This window comes from Streptomyces sp. NPDC085460, assembly GCF_044541975.1.
Taxonomy (GTDB): domain Bacteria; phylum Actinomycetota; class Actinomycetes; order Streptomycetales; family Streptomycetaceae; genus Streptomyces.
Map to the genome: position 1 here is coordinate 427,431 of NZ_JBITTO010000004.1, position 17,672 is coordinate 445,102.

Consider the following 17,672-nt stretch of genomic DNA (forward strand, 5'->3'; position numbering starts at 1 on the left):
CCGTCAGCGGCCGAAGGTGTCGATGCCCTCGACCAGCCAGGTCCCGTCGCGCAGGACGACGTCGACCGCGAACATCGCCCCCGCGTAGACGCCCTGGTCCTGGGCCTTCTTCCGCTGTGCGCCGGCCGTGCTGACGCTGCTCTGGTCGGCGTAGACCAGGACCCGCGCGCGGTCGCCGTCGATCCGCTCGACCGCGCTGTCGGTGACGGTGGTGGTGATCACCGACTTCTGCTCGGCGGCGCGGGCGAGCACCCCGGTGAACAGGGTCCGGTGCTGCTCGACGGCCTTGCCCGTGAGCAGCGCCTTCCCGGCCTGCTCGAAGGCGGCCGGGTCGGTGTGGTCGTAGGAGAAGAGGGCGGCGACGGCCTCGGCCGTGCCGCCCTTGATCTCGCTGGTGCGGGCCGGGTCGGTGAGGGCGGTGTTCGCGCGCGCGGGGTCGTCGCGCAGCTCGCCCGCCCTGCCGTGCGCCCACCCCGCGAACCCGCCGAGCAGGAGGGTGAGGACGCACAGGACGAGGAGGGACGCGCGGTGCCCGGGTCGCCGGGGCCCTGTCTCCGCCGCTCCCCCGGTCGTCTCGCGCTCCGGTGCCTCCGCCTGATCCGGTACGGGCTTCGCCGCCGTTCGCCGTCGCCCGATCGGCGCGGGTTCGGTCAGGAGGCCCCCGGGGGTCCCGGGGTCGGGGGCCGGCTGGTCGGCGCGGGCGCGGCGGCGGCGCTGGTGGTCGATGTGGTGGCGGGGCGTCGGCATCGTGCGGTGTCCTTTCGGGTGCGGGTGGCTCGCGCGGGCTGTCGTGCGGCCCGGTCAGCCGGACGCCGTGCCGCCCACGGGGGCCTGCCCCAGACCGCTGAGCTTCCACCGGCCGTCGGCGCGGGTGAGTTCGCCCAGCATGCGGCTGTCCTTCTCGGTGCTCTTGCTGTCGGGCGTGGTGACCGTGACCCGCAGGGCGACCAGCAGCCGGGCCCGCCCCGAGCGGTCGTCGAGCTCGGTGACGGCGCCGGAGAGCACCCGGGCCGTCGTCACCGTCTTCGCGGCCTTCACCTGGCCGGCGAACTCCGCGCGTCCGTCGACGAGTTGCTCGTGCAGTTCGCCGGTGGTGGAGGACTCCCACAGGTCGAGCCCCTCGTCCACCCGGCGGTGGTCGAGCGTGTTGAGGTTCTGCACGGCCTGCTCCCCCGCCGCGAGCGCCCGGTCCCGCTCGGCGGCGTACGCGGCGGAGTCGTCGTGGGCCGCGGCGTACCAGCCCTGCCCCGTCCAGGCGGCGAAGCCGCCCGCGACCAGGGTGAGCACGAGGGCCACGAGCAGGGCCGGCCGGGCCCCGGCCGCCGTGCGGACCGCGCGTGTCATGCGGTGCTCCCGTCTCCCGCTCGAAGTCAGCGGGCCTTGATGTCGGTGATCTGCCACCGGTCGTCCTGGAACCGGGCGGTGACGGTCAGCTGGGCCGCCGCGGAGGTCGCGGCGCCCTTGTCCCGCCGGGAGACCTGGTCCAGGAAGACGAGGAGGCGGGCGGTGTCGCCGTGGAGTTCGATCACGCCGGTGCGGACGGCCTGCGTGGCGAGGGTGACGCGCTGCTGGACCAGGCTCTTGCGGACCTGGGCGAACAGGTCGGCGTACTGGCGGGCGGCGCGGCCCGCGAGGACCGTGGCGGCGGAGCGCTCGGCCGCGTCGGCGCTGGTGGGCGTGTAGGAGAAGATCCGGGCCAGGCCCTCGCTCACGTCGCCGCCGACCCGGTTGGTGGCGGCGGTGTCGGTGAGCGCCTGGTTGCGCGCGGAGGGGGTGGAGCGGAGCTGGTGGGCGCCGTAGAAGAAGGCGCCGCCGGCGAGGAGGAGGCCGGTGACCGCGACCGGCACGACGGCCTTGCGCAGCCGGGCGGCGGCACGGCGGCGACGGCCGGCGGGCGCGGCCTCCGTGTCGGTGTCGGTGGCGGTGTCCGCGTCGGCGCCCGTGTCCGGGTCCGTGTCGGTCGCGGATTCCGTCTCGGGCCCGGTGTCGGTGTCGGTGTCGGTGTCGCTGCCCCTGTCGGTGTCCCTGCCGTTCAGGAGTGTCATTCTTCCTCCTCCGCTCCGGCGACGGGCACCGCGCTCAGCGCCGCCACCCTCCAGGTGTGCTCGCCGGTGCGGGTCAGCACGGCCTCCAGGCGTTTGCGGTCGGTGGTGGCGGCGCGCCCCTCGGGCGTGACGTCCACCCGTACGGTCGCGATGAGCTTCGCCGTACCGGCGCGGGTGTCGAGGGCGGTGAGCGCCGCCTCGGTCACGGTGGCCCGGGCGGAGGCGCCCACCGCGGGCTCGGTGCGCGCCAGTTCGGTGCGGAGCGCGCCCGTGGACGCGTCGCGCCAGGCCGCGATGCCCGCCTCGGCGCGCTCGCGGGTGGAGGCGTCGAGGGTGTTCAGGACGGTGAGGCGCCGGCTGCCCTCGGCGAGGGCGGTGTCGCGTGCGCGGGCGAAGGCGAGCTCCTCGTCGGTGCGGGCCTGGGCGTAGCTCCAGGCTCCGGTGGCGCAGAAGCCGAGGGCGACGGCGAGGGCGGCGGCGGAGAGGATCCGGGCCCGCCTCATCGCTCGCTCCCGGTGCCGAGGCCGAGGAGTCCGGCCATGTCGGTGGGGCCGTCGCTCGCTCCGGGCAGGGCCGGTGCGCCCGGCAGCCACGGCTTCTCCGCGACCGGGCCCTTGGGCGCGTCCGGGAGGAAGGCGGAGGCGCGGGGCGGGGCGGGCGCCGCGCCGCCCTTCGGCGCGTGGGCGGAGCCGCGTACGTTGGTCCCGGACGAGGCCGGGCTGGTGCAGGCGGCGCCGGTGTTGAGGGCGGGCGCGGTGCCGAGGTCGAGGCCGTTGCGGTAGCGGGTCCCCTGGTAGCCGGTGGTGCAGGGGAGCGGCTTGAAGAAGGTGACGGCCATGCCGATGTTGAGGCGTCCGCCGTCGACGGCGGTGGCGCCGGCCGAGACGGCGGCGGGGTACGTCACGAGCAGTTCCTCGATGCCGCGCTGCCGGGTGAGGGCGATCTCCGAGGTGGTGAGGAGGTTGGCGAGGACGACGCCGAGGCTCGGGTCGACGTCGTTCAGGAGGCCGCTGACCTGGCCCGCCGCTTCGGGCGTGACCGCCAGCAGTCTGCGCAGGTCGGCGTCGGAGTTCTTGAGGGTGGTGGCGAGCCGGCGGGCGCCGGTGGCGAAGTCGCGGATGGCGCGGCTCTCGTCGGCCTGGGTGCGCAGGACGACCTCGCCGTCCCGGATGAGCCGGGTGGTGACGGGCAGGGCGTCGTCGGCGGCCTGGACGAAGGCGCTGCCGCTGTCGAGCAGGACCTGGAGGTCGTCGCCGTGTCCCTCGAACGCCTTGCCGAGCTCGTCGACGACGGTGCGGAGGGAGTCCAGGGGGACGGAGCGGGTCAGGTCGTCCATGCTGCTGAGCACGTCGGTGACCGGGGCCGGCACCTGGGTGTCGGACCGGTCGATGCGGGCGCCGTCGGCGAGGAAGGGGCCGCCGTCGCTGTCGGGGCGCAGGTCGATGTACTGCTCGCCGACGGCGGAGAGGCCGGCGACGACGGCCCGCGCGTCGGCGGGGATCCGGGGGGCCGACTTCTTGATGCGGAGTTCGGCGACGACGCCGTCGGCGGTGAGGTCGATGGCGCCGACGCGGCCCACGGAGACGCCCCGGTAGGTGACGTCGGAGTGCGGGAACAGTCCTCCGGTGCGGGCGAGATGGACCCGGACGGTGTAGTGGTCGGCCACTCCGGCGTACCGGCCGAGGTCGGCGTAGCGGACGCCGACGAAGCCGAGGACGGTGACGGCGATGACGAGGAACGCGAGGTTCTTCAGCCGTACGGTACGGGTGATCACCGGGGGTCGCCTCCGTCCTTCGGCGTGGTGCCCGGTCCTGACGGTGAGGCCGTACGGACCGGGGGCAGGGGCAGGGGCGACTCCGCGCCTTGGGCGGTGCCGGCCGTTCCCCGGCGCAGGCCGGCGGGCGCGTTCGGGTCCGTCGGGGAGGGCGTGGGGCTCGGGGTGGGGTCGGCCTTGGGGACGAGGGGCGGGATCAGCTCGGTGCCGGGTTCGGCCGCGAGGTGGAGGTAGGTGTTGAGGTAGTCGCCCTTGACGCCCTTGAGCACCTCGTCGGTGAACGGGTACGTCAGGAGGACCTGGAGCGACGCGGGCAGGTCGGCGCCCGCGTCCGCGAGGGCGGTGAGGGTGGGGGCGAGGGCCTTGAGGTCGGCGACCATGTCCTTCTTGCTCGCTTCGACGGTGGTGACGGCGACGCCGGACAGGGTGTCGAGGGCGCGGAGCATGGTGATGAGGGAACCCCGCTGGTTCTCCAGCGTCTTCAGTCCGGGCGAGAGGTCGGTGAGGATCGTGCCCACGTCCTTCTTACGGGCGGCGAGGGTGGTGGAGAGCCGGTTGAGGCCGTCGAGGGCGCGGGTGATGTCGCCGCGGTGCGCGTCGAGGTCGGTCACCAGGGTGTCGACCCGCTTGAGCATGGAGCGGACCTGGGGTTCGCGGCCGCCGAGCGCCGCGTTGAGTTCGCGGGTGATGGTCTTGAGCTGGTTGACGCCGCCGCCGTTGAGGAGGAGCGAGAGGGCGCCGAACACCTCCTCGACCTCGGTGTTGCGGCTGGTGCGGGCGAGCGGGACGACGGCGCCGTCGGCGAGCCGGCCGCCGGCGTCCTGGCGGGCGGCTGCCTGCCGGACGCCGGTGCGGGCGGTGCCGCCGCGTGTGGGGGCGACGAGTTGGACGTACTTCTCGCCGAGGAGGCTCGACTGCTCGACGCGGGCGGAGGCGTCGGCGGGCAGCCGGACGTCTCCGGCGACCTTCAGGGTGACGCGGGCGGTCCAGGTGGCGGGGTCGAGTTCGATGGCGGTGACCCGGCCGACGGCGACGTCGTTGACCTTGACCGCGGCCTGCGGCACCAGGCTCAGGACGTCGGCGATCTCGGCGGTGACGGTGTAGGGGTGGTCGCCGAGGTCGGCGCCGCCGGGCAGCGGCAGGTCCTCGATGCCGTCGAACCGTACGGACGGCGTGGGGAGCGCGCCGAGGACGAGGGCCAGGCCGAGGCCGAGGGCGACCGCGCCGGCGGCTCCGGCGCCGACGGCGCGTCCCGAGGGCAGGCGGGGGCGTCTCACCGGTCCTCCTCTCCGGGGTTCGCGGGATCGGTGGTGCTCGCGGGGGCCGTGGGGCTCGCGGGCGGTTCGCCGCTCGCGGAGTCCCCGGACACGGGCAGCGGGAGCAGCGGGCCGCCCATGCTGATCTCGTTGAGGTTGGCGCGGCCGTCGATGGTGCGGGTGTCCGGGTCGTAGGCGTTGACGAGGTTGCCGGCGGCGAGCGGGGCGACGTCGAGGGCTTCGACGAGGGAGGCGCGCTGGTCGACGAGGGTCCGGGTGAGGGGCACGAGCCGGTCGACGTTCTTCTTCAGTTCGCCGCGGTTGTCCTTGATGAAGGTCTTCACCTGGGCGAGGGCCGTGCCGAGTTCCTTGAGGGCGCCGGCCAGGTCGTCCTTGTTGTCGGCGAAGAAGCCGACCACCTCGTCCAGGCGTTCCTGGGCGGTGCGGACGTCGCCGTCCTTCTCCTTGAGCATGGTGGTGAAGGACTGGAGGTGTCCGAGGGTGGCGAAGAGCGCGCCGCTGTTGCCGTCGAGGGTCTTGGCGGCCTTGCCGAAGCGGTCGATGGAGCCGCCGATGGCGTCGCCGTTGCCCTTGAGGTTCTTCGCGCCGGTGTCGAGGAGGTCCGAGAGGGCTCCGGCGGAGTTGGCGCCGTCGGGGCCGAGTGCCTCGCCGAGGTCGGTGAGGGAGGCGTAGAGCTGGTCGATCTCGACGGGGGTGCGGTTGCGGGAGGCGGGGAGTTCGGCGCCGTCGTCGAGGGCGGGCCCGGAGGTGTAGGCGGGGGTGAGCTGGACGTACCGGTCGGCGACGATGCTCGGGGCGACGACGAGGGCGCGGGCGTCGGCGGGGACGCGTACGCCTTCGTCGAGGCGGAGGGCGACGCGTACCCGGGTGCCCTGCGGTTCCACCGACTCGACCTCGCCGACGCGGACGCCGAGGACGCGCAGGTCGGATCCGGCGTAGATGCCGACGGCCCGGTCGAACCAGGCGGTGACGCGGGTGCCTTCCTCGTCGAGGGCGCGGACGGCGACGAGTCCGCAGGCGGCGAGCACCGCGAGGGTGAGGCCGGCGGCGAGGGGTTTCCTGGTCCTGGTCATCGCGTACCGCTCCCCTTCGCCGCCGCCGTCTTCGGCTTGGGCGGCTGGCATCCGGTCTTGGGCTGGGAGCCCTCGGGCAGGTAGCCGCGCGGTACGACACCGCACAGGTAGCTGTCGAACCAGCGGCCGTTTCCGAGGGTGTTGCCGACGAGGCGGTAGTAGGGGCCGACGAGCGCGAGGGTCTTGTCGAGCTGGCCGCTGTTCTTCTCCAGGACGCCGGTGACCCTGCCGAGGGCCTTGAGGGTGGGTCCGAGCTGCCGGTCGTTGTCGCCGACGAGGCCGCTGAGTTCGGTGGAGAGGGCCCTGCTGCCCTTGAGGAGGGCGCGGATGGCGGTACGGCGCTTGCTGAGCTCGCCGAGGAGGGAGCCGCCGTCCTCAAGGAGCAGCTCGAAGCTGGACTTCTTGTCCTTGAGGGTCTTGGTGAACTTCTCGCTGTTCTTCAGGAGCCGGGCGAGTTCGGTGTCGCGCTTGGAGACGGACTTCGACAGTTCGGAGAGGCCGTCGGCGGCGCTGCGCACGTGCGGCGGCGAGTTCCTGAAGGTGTCGGAGATCGTGCGGAAGCTCTCGGCGAGCTTGCCGGTGTCGAGGTCGTCGATGGTGCCGCTGAGGTCCTGGAACGCCTGGGTCACGTCGTACGGGGAGGTGGTGCGGGCCAGGGGGATGCGGGTCCCGGGGTCCTGGCGGGCGGCGCCCACGGGGTCGAGGGCCAGGTACTTCTCGCCGAGCAGGGTCTTGATGGCGATGGCGGCGGTGGACCGGTCGCCGACCCAGGCGTCGCCGACCTCGAAGGTCACCTTGACCTTGGCGCCGTCGAGGGTGACGCCGGTGACCTCCCCGACCTTGACGCCGGCGATGCGGACCTCGTCGCCGGTGTCGAGCCCGGCGGCCTCGGAGAAGTCGGCGCTGTAGGTGGTGCCGTCGCCGACGAGGGGGAGCCGCTCGACGTTGTAGGCGAGGGCGGCGAGGAGGCCGAGGAGGAGGAGTCCGACGACGGCGACGGAGATCGGGTTGCGTTCCCTGACGGGCTTGAGGAGGGGGCTCATCCGCGGCACCTCGGTTCGGTCACGGCGATGCCGGTCGGCGGCTTGGAGCCGTCGGAGGTCTCGACGCCGGTCACGCGCGCCTCGCAGAGGTAGAGGTTGAACCAGGAGCCGTACGAGGAGAGGCGGGCGAGGGCGGTCATCTTGTCGGGGGTGGTGGCGAGGAAGCGCTCGATGGCGGGGGTGTGGGCGCCGAGGGTGCCCGAGAGCCGGCCGAGTTCGCGGATGTCCTTCTTGAGGGGGGCGCGGCCGTCCCGGAAGAGTCCCGCGGTGGTCGTGGTGAGGTCGCCCATGGCCTGGACGGCCTCGCCGAGGGGCTTGCGGTCGGTGTCGAAGCCGGTGACGAGCTTCTGGAGGGTGACGACGAGGTCCTCGAAGCCGGCCTCGCGGTCGTTGAGGGTGGTGAGGACGGTGTTGAGGTGGGTGACGACGTCGCCGATGACCTTGTCCTTGGCGGCGACGGTCTTGGTCAGAGAGCCGATGTGGCGGAGCAGGCTGTCGACGGTGCCGCTCTCGCCCTGGAGGACCTGGACGAGCGAGCCGGCGAGGTCGTTGACGTCGGCGGGCGACAGGCCCTCGAAGAGCGGTTTGAAGCCGTTGAAGAGCAGGGTCAGGTCGAGGGCGGGGGTGGTGCGGTCGAGCGGGATGGTCGCGCCCTCGCCCAGGGTGCCCGTCACGTCGCCGCTGCCCCGGCCGAGGGAGACGTACCGCTGGCCGACCATGTTGAGGTACTTCACGGCGGCGGTGGCGGAGCGGGGCAGGGTGCGGTCCTCGCGGACCGTGAAGGTGACCTGGGCGGTGCGCCGTTCGACGACGCGGACGTCGGTGACCTCGCCGACCTTGACGCCGGCGATGCGCACCGAGTCGCCGGCGACGAGGCCGGTGACGTCGGTGAAGAGCGCCTTGTAGGAGCGGGTGGCGGAGCCGACGCCGGTGTTGGCGATGCTGAAGCCGAGCACGGTGGTGGCGAGGGCCGTGACCAGGACGAAGGCGAGGGACTTGAGGACGGTTCCGGTCAGTCCGCGGCGCCGGGTGTGGGTCTGCTTCGGGCTCATCGGAGGGTCACCTCCGCTCCTCTGAAGGCGGGTCCGGCGAGCAGGCTGCTCCAGTCCGGCAGGGCGTCGGGCCGCTGCTCCGTGCCGGGGGCGAGGAGTTCGGTGACGAGGTCGTTCTCCTGCGGGGAGTTCGCGGGGCCGAGGTCCTGGTCGGCCGCGGCGGAGGCGCGGGCGGCGGGTGGGGCGGGCACGCCGAGGTAGGGCACCGGGTGGCAGCGGGGGCCGCCGCCGGAGCCGTACCGGGGGGTGTCCTGGCCGGGCCGGTACGCGCCGCGCGAGGGCACGGTGGTGACGTTCACGTGCAGTCCCGGCCGGTCGGTGCCCTTGCCGAGCGCCTTGTCCATGGCCGGCACGAACTGGGCGAGGGTGCGCAGGGTGCAGGGGAAGGAGGAGGAGTACTCGGCGAGGAGTTCCAGGGTGGGGCGGCTCGTGGCGCTGAGCCTGATGATCGTGTCCTTGTTCCTGCGGAGGAAGGCGGTGAGGTCCTGGGCGGTGCGGGTGGTGGCGCCGAGGGTGCCGGAGAGGGCCGCCTCCTGCTCGGCGAGGGTGCCGCTGGTGGTGGTGAAGTCGGTGAGCGCGGTGAGGATGTCCGGGGCGGCGTCCGCGTAGACGTGGCTGACCTTCACGAGTTCCTTGAGGTCCCGGTTGAGGGTGGGGAGTTGGGGGTTGAACTTCTTGAGGTGGCCGTCGAGCCGGGCGAGGGTGTCGCCGAGCTTGTCGCCGCGTCCTTCGAGGGCCTGGGAGACGGCGGACAGGGTGGACGACAGCTTCTGCGGCTGGACGGCGGTGAGCAGGGGCAGGACGTTGTCGAGGACCTGCTGGAGTTCGACGGCGTTGCCGGAGCGGTCCTCGGGGATGACGGCGCCGGGACCGAGCCGCTGGGCGGCGGGGTTGGCGGGCGGTACGAGGGCGACGAACCGTTCGCCGAAGAGGGTGGTGGGCAGCATCTGGGCGCGGACGTCCGCGGGGACGTGGTCCAGGGCTCCGGGGCGCATGGCGAGGGTGAGCCGGGCGCCGGTGCCGGTGGCGTCGATGGCGCGGACCTCGCCGACGACGACGCCGCGGAGTTTGACCTCGGCGCCGAGGTGCATCTCGTTGCCGACGCTGCCGGTCTCGACGACGACCGGGTCGGAGTCGGTGAACTTCTTGTCGTAGACGGCGACCGCCAGCCAGGCGAGCAGGGCGGGCACCAGCAGGAAGACGACGCCGGCGGACCGGCGGCGCAGGGTCTGGCCTCGTGGAGCGTTCATCTCACCCCGCCACCTTCACGGTCGTGGTCGCGCCCCACAGGGCCAGGGACAGGAAGAAGTCGGTGACGCTGATCAGCACGATGGCGTTGCGCACGGACCGGCCGACGGCGATGCCGACGCCGGCGGGGCCGCCGGAGGCGCGGAAGCCGTAGTAGCAGTGGGCGACGATCACCATGACGCTGAAGATCAGCACCTTGAGCATCGACAGCAGGACGTCGGTCGGTGACAGGAACAGATTGAAGTAGTGGTCGTACGTGCCCTGGGACTGGCCGTTGAAGAGGACCGTCACGGTGCGGGAGGCCAGGTAGGAGGAGAGCAGGCCGACCGCGTAGAGGGGCACGATGGCGACGACGCCCGCGATGATGCGGGTGGTGACGAGGTACGGCATGGAGCGGATGCCCATGCCTTCGAGGGCGTCGACCTCCTCGTTGATCCGCATGGCGCCGAGCTGGGCGGTGAAGCCGGCGCCGACGGTCGCGGAGAGGGCGAGGCCGGCGACGAGCGGGGCGATCTCGCGGGTGTTGAAGTAGGCGGAGACGAAGCCGGTGAAGGCGGCGGTGCCGATCTGTTCGAGGGCGGCGTGGCCCTGGAGGCCGACGACGGTTCCGGTGAAGAGCGTCATCGCGATCATGACGCCGATGGTGCCGCCGACGACGCCGAGGCCGCCGGAGCCGAAGGCGACCTCGGCGAGCAGCCGCTGCACCTCCTTGAGGTAGCGGCGCAGGGTCCTGGGGACCCAGAGCAGGGCCCGCACGTAGAACAGGAGCTGGTCGCCGGAGCGGTCGAGCCAGGCGAACGGGGAGGCCATGGCCTCAGCCTCCCTTCGGCGGGACGATCTGGAGGTAGAGGCCGGTCAGCACCATGTTCACGAAGAAGAGCAGCATGAAGGTGATGACGACGGCCTGGTTGACGGCGTCGCCGACGCCTTTGGGGCCGCCGCGGGGGTTGAGGCCGCGGTAGGCGGCGACGATGCCGGCGATGAACCCGAAGATCAGCGCCTTGAGTTCGCTGATGTACAGGTCGGGGAGCTGGGCGAGGGCGGAGAAGCTGGAGAGGTAGGCGCCGGGGGTGCCGCCCTGGAGGACGATGTTGAAGAAGTAGCCGCCGAGGGTGCCGACGACGGAGACCATGCCGTTGAGGAGGACGGCGACGGCCATGGTGGCGAGGACGCGGGGGACGACGAGCCGCTGGATCGGCGAGACGCCCATCACCTCCATCGCGTCCAGTTCCTCGCGGATCTTGCGGGAGCCGAGGTCGGCGCAGATCGCGGAGCCGGCGGCGCCGGAGATGAGGAGCGCGACGATGAGCGGGCTGGCCTGCTGGATGACGGCGAGGACGCTGGCGCCGCCGGTGAACGACTGGGCGCCCAGCTGCTGGGTGAGCGAGCCGACCTGAAGGGCGATCACGGCGCCGAAGGGGATGGAGACGAGGGCCGCCGGGAGGATGGTGACGCTCGCGACGAACCAGAACTGCTCGACGAACTCGCGGAGCTGGAAGGGCCGGCGGAAGACGGCCCGGCTCACCTCGGCGGCGAGGGCGAAGAGGCGGCCGGTCTGCCGCAGCGCGCCGCCGATCACGAGGCGCCCCCGGCGGTGTGTATCGGGACGGTCCGCGTGGCGGCGTACTGCGCGTAGGTCGCCTCGATGGCGGCGCGGGCGGCGGGCGGCAGGGTGTCGAGCATGCCGAGGACGCGTTCCCTGCGGCGGGCGACGGCCGCGCGCGGGGGCAGCCCGGGTGAGGGCTCCAGCTGCGGGACGATGGTCCGGGGGGTGTCCGGGCGGACGGCGGGGGCCTTTTCGGCCTCGGCGGCGAGGGTGGCGGCGTCCTTCTCCTCGGACATGCCGATGGGGCCTTCGCGGCGGCCGGCGAGGAACTGGGTGACGACCGGTTCGTCGCTGGTGAGGAGCACTTCGCGGGGGCCGAAGGTGACGAGGTTCCGCCGGAAGAACATCCCCATGTTGTCGGGGACGGTGGCCGCGATGTCGAGGTTGTGGGTGACGATCAGCATGGTCGCGTCGATCCGCGCGTTGAGGTCGATCAGGAGCTGTGAGAGGTACGCGGTGCGGACCGGGTCGAGGCCGGAGTCGGGCTCGTCGCACAGCACGATCTGCGGGTCGAGGACGAGGGCGCGGGCGAGCCCGGCGCGCTTGCGCATGCCGCCGCTGATCTCGCCGGGCAGCTTGCCCTCGGCGCCGAGGAGGCCGACGAGCTCGATGCGCTCCATGACGATGCGCCGGATCTCGGACTCGCGCTTGCGGGTGTGCTCGCGGAGCGGGAAGGCGATGTTGTCGAAGAGCGTCATGGAGCCGAAGAGGGCGCCGTCCTGGAACATGAGGCCGAAGAGCTTGCGGGTCTCGTAGATGTCCCGCTCGGGGCTGCTGACCATGTCGACGCCGTTGATGAGGACGCGGCCCCGCTGGGGTTTCAGCAGTCCGATGAGCGATTTCAGGAACACGGTCTTTCCGGTGCCGGAAGGGCCGAGCATGACGCTCACCTCTCCGGCCGGCAACGTCAGCGACACGTCCTGCCAGATGTTCTGCTTGCCGAAGGACATGGTCAGCCCCTCAACGACTACTTCGATTCCCATCCCACCTCCAGCAGGCGTGCGTGGCGCGTGCGCCGCGGGCGCACGGTAGGCCGTTCTGGATCACCCGGACAATAGCTCTGGCCCAAAATCATTGATCCGCTTCCGCGTTTGTCACGGCGGAGACAAAACCGGAAGGAGATGTTGTCTCCGCCACGACAGATGGGGGCGCCGACCTGCGGCTGAGCGTCGACTCCGGGGAACGCTACGGCCGAGTAACCTCGCGGGGCAATACCGGATCCGGAGTTTTCGCGGAACAGGCCCGATCAGGACCCTCTTTATCAGGCGGGAGACAATTCGCAGAGAGCGCTTGTCACGCCGGGGAGAATTCGCGCACACCGGCCGGCACAACCCGTGCCCCACCTCGCCTGATCGATCAGAATTGTCGACATTACGCACACGGGAACCAAGCGCATTCTCGCCATCGCTCACCCCCTTGACAGGCATTCAGCCGTCTTCAAAGAATCATGGTTCGCGCCATTGTTCGGCTAAGTTTCCCGCAAGTAACGTCTCGTTTCGCGGCGGGACGAAGGCCCGCTCGGCCGGCCGTTCCGGCCCCGCCGCGGCACCCCCACCGCAGCACCCTCTGCCGGTCAATCCCCAAGGAGAGTCCCAGAGCCATGAAGAAGTCGATCAGAAACCTGGCCGTCGTCGCGGGCGGCGCCTCCGCCGCCTTCGCCCTCACCGTCAGCCCCGCCTCCGCGGTGCCCTCGACGGTGTGGACCGTCACCCCGAACCCGGCCAACATCACCGCCGTCAACAGCGGGAACATCGTCCTCAGCGTCAACGGCATCGCCATGACGTGTACGAAGTCGAACGGCGCGGGCACGGGCGCGAGCACCACCGGCAACCCGGCCACCGTCGGCAAGATCAACTCCATCGCCTTCGGCGCCACCGGCGCGCCCTGCACCAGCGTGCTGGGCAACGTGTCCACCGTCCCGACCACCCCGTGGACGATCGTGGCGCAGGACTACACGGCCGCGACGGGTGTCACCAAGGGGTACGTCGGCGCGGTCGACGCCAAGGTGACGGTCGGCGCCTGCGTCTTCCGCGTGACGGGCAAGGCGTCGAGCACGTACACCAACTCGACCGGCGCGCTCGCCGTCAACAGCCTCGCGGGCGAGCTCACCGTCGTCTCGTCGACGAACTGCGGCTCGGCCGTCCCGGTCGGCGCGAAGCCGACCTTCAAGGGCACCTACCTCTTCAAGGTGGGCACCACCATCCCGAAGATCGTCGGCTCGAACCCGTAAGGGCCGGGCAATCCGCGTCCGTCCGGCCGGCACCCCCGGCCGGGCGGACGCGGGCCTGTCCGCCTCCGCGAAGACGCCGGGCCGAGGCGAGCGCCCCCGCCCGACGACCCGTCGCACCCGACCCGCACGGCGCGAACGCGCGTCGCACCCGACCCGTAAGGCGCGATCACCGCATGCACGAACGACCCCGAGCGGAGCACCGGATGAGAGGCCCACGGCCCACCCCCCGACCCTCCCGCGTCCGAGCGCGCGGCGCGACGATCGCCGCGTTCGTGGCGCTCGCCCCCCTGCTGCCGGCCGCGGCCGTCGCCGCCGGGACGCTGAAGGTCGACGCCGCGCTGCCCTATGTCTGCGCCCTGCCGTCGGGGCCCCGGCCCGCGACCGTACGGATCACGGCGGCCTTCCCCGAGCGGGCGGCCGTGGGCGAGGAGATCCGGCCCACCGACGTCACCACCACGGTGGAGCTCCCCCCGGCGGCCGTCGCCGACCTCACCGCGCTCCGGGCCGCCACCGTACGGGCCGAGACCCACGTCACGGTCGGCGTGGCCCAGAACGACCAGCGCACCCAGGCCACATGGAGCGGCACCGCGCAGCCCGTCGCCGTTCCCGCCGAGGGGCCCCTCGTGCTCACCGCGACCGGCGACGTGCCCTCGCTGACCACCGACGCCGTCGGCGACCTCACCCTCACCGCCGGGCCGCTCGCCCTCGACCTCGCCCCGAGCACCGCCGACGGCACGGCCACCGAGCCCCCGTCCCTCGCCGTCACCTGCGCCCCCGCCCCGGACGCGAAGGACGGCGGGAAGCTCGCCACGATTCCGGTCGGCACGGCCGGCACCGGGGAGCCGGGCACCGCGTCCCCGACACCCTCCTCCCCGTCCCCGTCCGGCTCCTCGCCGGCGCCGCCCTCCCCCTCCTCCGGCCTCCCCGTGCCGCCGCTCCCCGGCGACGGGACGGCGCCCGCACCGCCGGACCCCACCGGTACGGCGGGCGCGACGGGGGCGACGGGCTCTGCGGGCTCGACGGGCTCGACGGGCTCCACGACGGAGGGGCCCCGCGTCGGACCGCAGGCGGACGAGGAGGAGGCGGGGACCGGCGAGGAGACCCCCGGGGCCCCCGACGACCGGCCCGAAGCGCCGCCGTGCGTCACGGAGAAGCCGACCCCCATGTCGCTGTCGGCGTACATCACCGGCTACTCCAACGTGCGGAAACTGGGCGGCGCCAACCTCATCCCGACGACCTGCACCCTGATCGAACAGGGCCAGGCGGAGTTCGTCGTCAAGCCGGACGGCAGCATGCACGTCATCACGCCGGCCGAGGGCAGGCTCTCCCACGAGGGCCGGGCGCAGACCCCGCCCTTCCGGGCCACGTTCCTCACGTTCGACTTCGTCCCCGTCACGGCGACCCTGGTCCTGGAACAGACGGGGCCCATGACCATCGACTCGGACGTCCTCCTGATCTTCCCCACCAACATCCTGACCACGCACGTCCGGGTCCCCCTGACCCTGCGCGTCCTGGACGCCGAGGTGAACGGCACCCGGCTGGACGTCGGGCCCTCCTGCCGCACGGAGAAGCCGCTCTCCTCCCCGGAGCCCGACCCCGCCACGTACCCCGGAGACCACCTGGTGCTCGTCGGAAAGGGCAGCCAGACCCTCCCCGACCCTCCCGTCGGCTACATCCTCACCGGCGGCGGTCCGCTCACCGGCGAGGTGACGATCCCCGCCTTCAAGGGGTGCGGCGCCGGCGAGGACCTCGACCGGCTCCTCACCGCCTCCATCTCGGGGCCCGGCAACCACGTCAAGCAGATGCAGGGCAGCACCTGCTCCGTGGGGGTCGAGGCGCCGCCCATGGACTTCTGCACCGAGGACCTCCAGCCCCGCCAGGTCCCCAAGCCCGAACGCTGATCCCGCGCACCCCCGTCCCCTCCGACGAAAGGCCCCCCGCCATGCCGCGCATCACCGCCCGCACCAAGCTGGCCACCGTCTCCGCCCTGACCGCGCTCGGCGCCTTCGCCTCCATGGGCACGGCGACCGCGGCCGGACCCGTCCTGAACGGCGGCTGGGCACCCTCCACCCGCTGCCCCGTCGACGCCTCCGGGATGCTCTCCTCCGACGGGCTCGACAAGGCGCCGCAGTGCGTCGTCTCGTACTCGCTCAGCGGCAGCATCAAGCTCGGCAACACCACCGTGACCACCGGGAAGACCAACCTCCAGATCGGCGTGGTGCAGAACTCCGACGGCACCAACTCGGTCGTCGCGCCCGCCGGCGGCGCGCTCATCGCGGACTCCGCCACCGTCCCCGGCGGGCTCATGGGCCTGATGTGCCCGAGCGACATCCCGTTCATCACCGACATCTGCCGGCAGCTGTCGGACGGCAAGCTCAACAAGATCACCGCCACCATGGAGTCGGTGGGCACCCCGTCGCAGTTCGACCAGATCGCGGGCGTCCTCACCGACCAGCCGATCGTGACCATCCCGGTCCGCATCCGGCTGCAGAACCCGTTCCTCGGCGACAACTGCTACATCGGGACCAAGTCCAAGCCGATCCTGCTCCGCCCGAAGAACCTCGACGCGCCCGCCTTCGGCGTCGAGCGCTTCGACGGCGACGGCACCGCCAACGAGGAAGGCGACATGAGCCGCCTCAACCTCCTCGGCTCCACCCAGTACGACGACAGCTTCGCCGTCCCCGGCGCCACCGGCTGCGGACTCGGCCTCCTCGGCATCATCGACGCGGCGGTCAACCTCAAGACCGGCCTGCCCTCCGCCGCCGGCAAGAACAAGCTCACGCTGAACAACACCCAGACGTTCCTGACCGGCCTCTTCGCCCCCGGCGTCCTCGCCCCCGACGCCGGCAAGGTCTTCTCGCAGAACTGGCACTCCGCCGTCAACTAACGGCCACCCAGGGGTGATTACCGGCCGAGTCGGTCGCGTACCACCCGGCGGGAGACATGAACCTTGCTCAAGTTGTGTACAGCACACAGCAGTTGTCCTAGCTTTCAGCAGTCCACATCGGTACGTACCTGACGGCTCCCGCGGCGCCCGCCCCTCCCGGACGGGCGCCGCGGCGCCGCTCCCCCCACCGGTCACGTAGCAGAGCAAGGGATCGGTATCCATGCCCTCCACCGCACAGTCACCCGAGCTCGGTGAGCCGCTCGATCCGCTGCCCCGCGAGTTCGCCGCCCTGATGAGACCGGAGATCCCGGGCCTCATCAAAGAGATCGGCATGGAGATCGAGCGCGCCTACCCCGTGTACGCCCACCTCTTCAACGGGCCCCACTCCGACGCGATCCGCCAGGGCGTGGAACAGGCCCTGGCCGCCTTCGTGGACCGCGTCGACCGACCCGGCGCGAAGCCCGCCCTCCGCGACGAACTCCTGCGCCAGTTCGGCCGGGTGGAGGCGTACGAGGGGCGGGACCTCGACACGTTACAAGGGGCCTACCGCCTGGGCGCCCGCATCGCCCTGCGCCGGGCCAAGAGCATCGGCCGCACCTACAACCTCTCCCCCACCCTGATCCTGGCCTTCGCCGACGCCCTCTTCGCGTACGTCGACGAGCTGGAGACGCTCTCCCGCGAGGGCTACCTCGCCGTGCAGAGCCGCGCGGTCACCGATGTCACCGCGCTGCGCAGGAAGCTGCTCCACCTCGTCGTCGCCGGCCCGCCGCTGCCCCGCGCGACCATCGCCGAGCTCTGCCAGGAGGCGTCCTGGCAGCTGCCCGCCGAGTGCACCCTGATCGCGCTGCGGCCACCCGCCATCGGCGTCCTCCAGGCCCGGCTCGACCGGGACGTGCTCGCCGACCTCAGCCTCCCCCACCCCCATCTGCTCGTGCCCGGCGCGCTGACCGCCGAGCGCCGAGCGATGCTCGACTCCGCGCTGGCCGGCACGCCCTCCGTCCTGGGCCTGACCGTGGCGACCCCGCAGGCCGCGCACTCGCTGCGCTGGGCCCGGCGGGTGCTCCAGCTGATCGACGACGGCATCGTGCCGGACGCCGCCGCCGTGCGCTGCGAGGACCATCTGACGACCCTGTGGCTGCTCTCCGACCCGGCCCTGACGGACCAGCTCGCACGGCGCGAACTGGCCCCGCTCGACGGCCTCTCCGGCACCCGGCGGGAGCGCCTGATCGAGACGCTGCGCGTGCACGTCTCCACCCGGGCCCCCGCCGAGCAGGTCGGCGAGCTGCTCGGCGTGCACGCCCAGACCGTCCGCTACCGGCTGCGGAACCTCGACAACCACTTCGGCGACCGGCTCCTCGACCCGGACCGCCGCTTCGCCCTGGAGGCGGCGCTCCGCTCGCTCCACCTCCACGGCCGCGCCCACGACTGAGCGCCCGC

Annotated in this window: 16 protein-coding genes and 1 pseudogene; 4 read left to right on the plus strand and 13 right to left on the minus strand. The window is 72.5% G+C overall.

What is annotated here, in order from left to right:
• Positions 1-3: 3 nt before the first annotated feature.
• The 13 genes and pseudogenes from ACIGHB_RS12995 to ACIGHB_RS13055 form a co-directional block, all read right to left on the minus strand.
• Positions 4-747 (minus strand): hypothetical protein, encoded by a 744-nt coding sequence (locus ACIGHB_RS12995; protein ID WP_399912419.1) that lies wholly within the window; start codon positions 745-747, stop codon positions 4-6.
• Positions 748-801: 54 nt separating this feature from the next.
• A complete protein-coding gene (locus ACIGHB_RS13000) occupies positions 802-1,344 on the minus strand; it encodes a nuclear transport factor 2 family protein (RefSeq protein ID WP_360310976.1) in 543 nt (180 codons plus the stop codon).
• Positions 1,345-1,370: 26 nt separating this feature from the next.
• The gene (locus ACIGHB_RS13005; protein WP_399912423.1) at positions 1,371-2,045 is read right to left on the minus strand and encodes a hypothetical protein; all 675 of its coding nucleotides are present in this window, start codon (positions 2,043-2,045) and stop codon (positions 1,371-1,373) included.
• Positions 2,042-2,548 carry a hypothetical protein gene (locus ACIGHB_RS13010; protein WP_399912426.1) on the minus strand — a complete coding sequence of 169 codons (507 nt, stop codon included), beginning with the start codon at positions 2,546-2,548 and terminating at the stop codon, positions 2,042-2,044. The genes ACIGHB_RS13005 and ACIGHB_RS13010 overlap by 4 nt, the downstream gene beginning before the upstream one ends.
• Entirely contained in the window at positions 2,545-3,819 is a 1,275-nt protein-coding gene (locus ACIGHB_RS13015; protein ID WP_399912428.1) for an MCE family protein, read from the minus strand. The genes ACIGHB_RS13010 and ACIGHB_RS13015 overlap by 4 nt, the downstream gene beginning before the upstream one ends.
• Positions 3,816-5,096 (minus strand): MCE family protein, encoded by a 1,281-nt coding sequence (locus ACIGHB_RS13020; RefSeq protein WP_399912430.1) that lies wholly within the window; start codon positions 5,094-5,096, stop codon positions 3,816-3,818. The genes ACIGHB_RS13015 and ACIGHB_RS13020 overlap by 4 nt, the downstream gene beginning before the upstream one ends.
• Positions 5,093-6,169 carry an MCE family protein gene (locus tag ACIGHB_RS13025; protein ID WP_360310966.1) on the minus strand — a complete coding sequence of 359 codons (1,077 nt, stop codon included), beginning with the start codon at positions 6,167-6,169 and terminating at the stop codon, positions 5,093-5,095. Before ACIGHB_RS13025 ends, ACIGHB_RS13020 begins: the two co-directional genes overlap by 4 nt.
• Positions 6,166-7,212: an MCE family protein gene (locus tag ACIGHB_RS13030; RefSeq protein WP_360310964.1), complete on the minus strand. Its 1,047-nt coding sequence runs from the start codon at positions 7,210-7,212 to the stop codon at positions 6,166-6,168. The genes ACIGHB_RS13025 and ACIGHB_RS13030 overlap by 4 nt, the downstream gene beginning before the upstream one ends.
• Positions 7,209-8,264 (minus strand): MlaD family protein, encoded by a 1,056-nt coding sequence (locus ACIGHB_RS13035; RefSeq protein WP_360310962.1) that lies wholly within the window; start codon positions 8,262-8,264, stop codon positions 7,209-7,211. Before ACIGHB_RS13035 ends, ACIGHB_RS13030 begins: the two co-directional genes overlap by 4 nt.
• A complete protein-coding gene (locus ACIGHB_RS13040; RefSeq protein ID WP_360310960.1) occupies positions 8,261-9,514 on the minus strand; it encodes an MCE family protein in 1,254 nt (417 codons plus the stop codon). The genes ACIGHB_RS13035 and ACIGHB_RS13040 overlap by 4 nt, the downstream gene beginning before the upstream one ends.
• A gap of 1 nt (position 9,515) precedes the next feature.
• Positions 9,516-10,322: an MlaE family ABC transporter permease gene (locus tag ACIGHB_RS13045; RefSeq protein WP_399912436.1), complete on the minus strand. Its 807-nt coding sequence runs from the start codon at positions 10,320-10,322 to the stop codon at positions 9,516-9,518.
• 4 nt (positions 10,323-10,326) lie between these two features.
• Positions 10,327-11,082 (minus strand): annotated as a pseudogene (locus ACIGHB_RS13050) (MlaE family ABC transporter permease); the annotation flags it as partial.
• A gap of 5 nt (positions 11,083-11,087) precedes the next feature.
• Complete coding sequence (locus tag ACIGHB_RS13055; RefSeq protein ID WP_399912439.1) at positions 11,088-12,101, minus strand: ABC transporter ATP-binding protein; 1,014 nt, start codon at positions 12,099-12,101, stop codon at positions 11,088-11,090.
• 617 nt (positions 12,102-12,718) lie between these two features.
• Between ACIGHB_RS13055 and ACIGHB_RS13060 the strand changes: the two genes are divergently transcribed.
• The 4 genes from ACIGHB_RS13060 (at position 12,719) to ACIGHB_RS13075 (ending at position 17,664) form a co-directional block, all read left to right on the plus strand.
• On the plus strand, positions 12,719-13,348 hold the full coding sequence (locus tag ACIGHB_RS13060) for a hypothetical protein (protein WP_360310952.1): 630 nt from the start codon (positions 12,719-12,721) through the stop codon (positions 13,346-13,348).
• Positions 13,349-13,620: 272 nt separating this feature from the next.
• A complete protein-coding gene (locus ACIGHB_RS13065; protein ID WP_399912443.1) occupies positions 13,621-15,249 on the plus strand; it encodes a DUF6801 domain-containing protein in 1,629 nt (542 codons plus the stop codon).
• Positions 15,250-15,290: 41 nt separating this feature from the next.
• Entirely contained in the window at positions 15,291-16,235 is a 945-nt protein-coding gene (locus ACIGHB_RS13070; protein ID WP_399912446.1) for a hypothetical protein, read from the plus strand.
• A 220-nt stretch (positions 16,236-16,455) separates the two neighbouring features.
• Entirely contained in the window at positions 16,456-17,664 is a 1,209-nt protein-coding gene (locus ACIGHB_RS13075; protein ID WP_399912449.1) for a helix-turn-helix domain-containing protein, read from the plus strand.
• Positions 17,665-17,672: the final 8 nt, after the last annotated feature.

Excerpts from the sequence above, each read along its gene's own strand:
- ACIGHB_RS12995 (WP_399912419.1), bottom strand. The coding sequence starts at position 747 with ATGCCGACGCCCCGCCACCACATCGACCACCAGCGCCGCCGCCGCGCC.
- ACIGHB_RS13000 (WP_360310976.1), bottom strand. The coding sequence starts at position 1,344 with ATGACACGCGCGGTCCGCACGGCGGCCGGGGCCCGGCCGGCCCTGCTC.
- ACIGHB_RS13005 (WP_399912423.1), bottom strand. The coding sequence starts at position 2,045 with ATGACACTCCTGAACGGCAGGGACACCGACAGGGGCAGCGACACCGAC.
- ACIGHB_RS13010 (WP_399912426.1), bottom strand. The coding sequence starts at position 2,548 with ATGAGGCGGGCCCGGATCCTCTCCGCCGCCGCCCTCGCCGTCGCCCTC.
- ACIGHB_RS13025 (WP_360310966.1), bottom strand. The coding sequence starts at position 6,169 with ATGACCAGGACCAGGAAACCCCTCGCCGCCGGCCTCACCCTCGCGGTG.
- ACIGHB_RS13030 (WP_360310964.1), bottom strand. The coding sequence starts at position 7,212 with ATGAGCCCCCTCCTCAAGCCCGTCAGGGAACGCAACCCGATCTCCGTC.
- ACIGHB_RS13035 (WP_360310962.1), bottom strand. The coding sequence starts at position 8,264 with ATGAGCCCGAAGCAGACCCACACCCGGCGCCGCGGACTGACCGGAACC.
- ACIGHB_RS13040 (WP_360310960.1), bottom strand. The coding sequence starts at position 9,514 with ATGAACGCTCCACGAGGCCAGACCCTGCGCCGCCGGTCCGCCGGCGTC.
- ACIGHB_RS13045 (WP_399912436.1), bottom strand. The coding sequence starts at position 10,322 with ATGGCCTCCCCGTTCGCCTGGCTCGACCGCTCCGGCGACCAGCTCCTG.
- ACIGHB_RS13055 (WP_399912439.1), bottom strand. The coding sequence starts at position 12,101 with ATGGGAATCGAAGTAGTCGTTGAGGGGCTGACCATGTCCTTCGGCAAG.
- ACIGHB_RS13060 (WP_360310952.1), top strand. The coding sequence starts at position 12,719 with ATGAAGAAGTCGATCAGAAACCTGGCCGTCGTCGCGGGCGGCGCCTCC.
- ACIGHB_RS13070 (WP_399912446.1), top strand. The coding sequence starts at position 15,291 with ATGCCGCGCATCACCGCCCGCACCAAGCTGGCCACCGTCTCCGCCCTG.
- ACIGHB_RS13075 (WP_399912449.1), top strand. The coding sequence starts at position 16,456 with ATGCCCTCCACCGCACAGTCACCCGAGCTCGGTGAGCCGCTCGATCCG.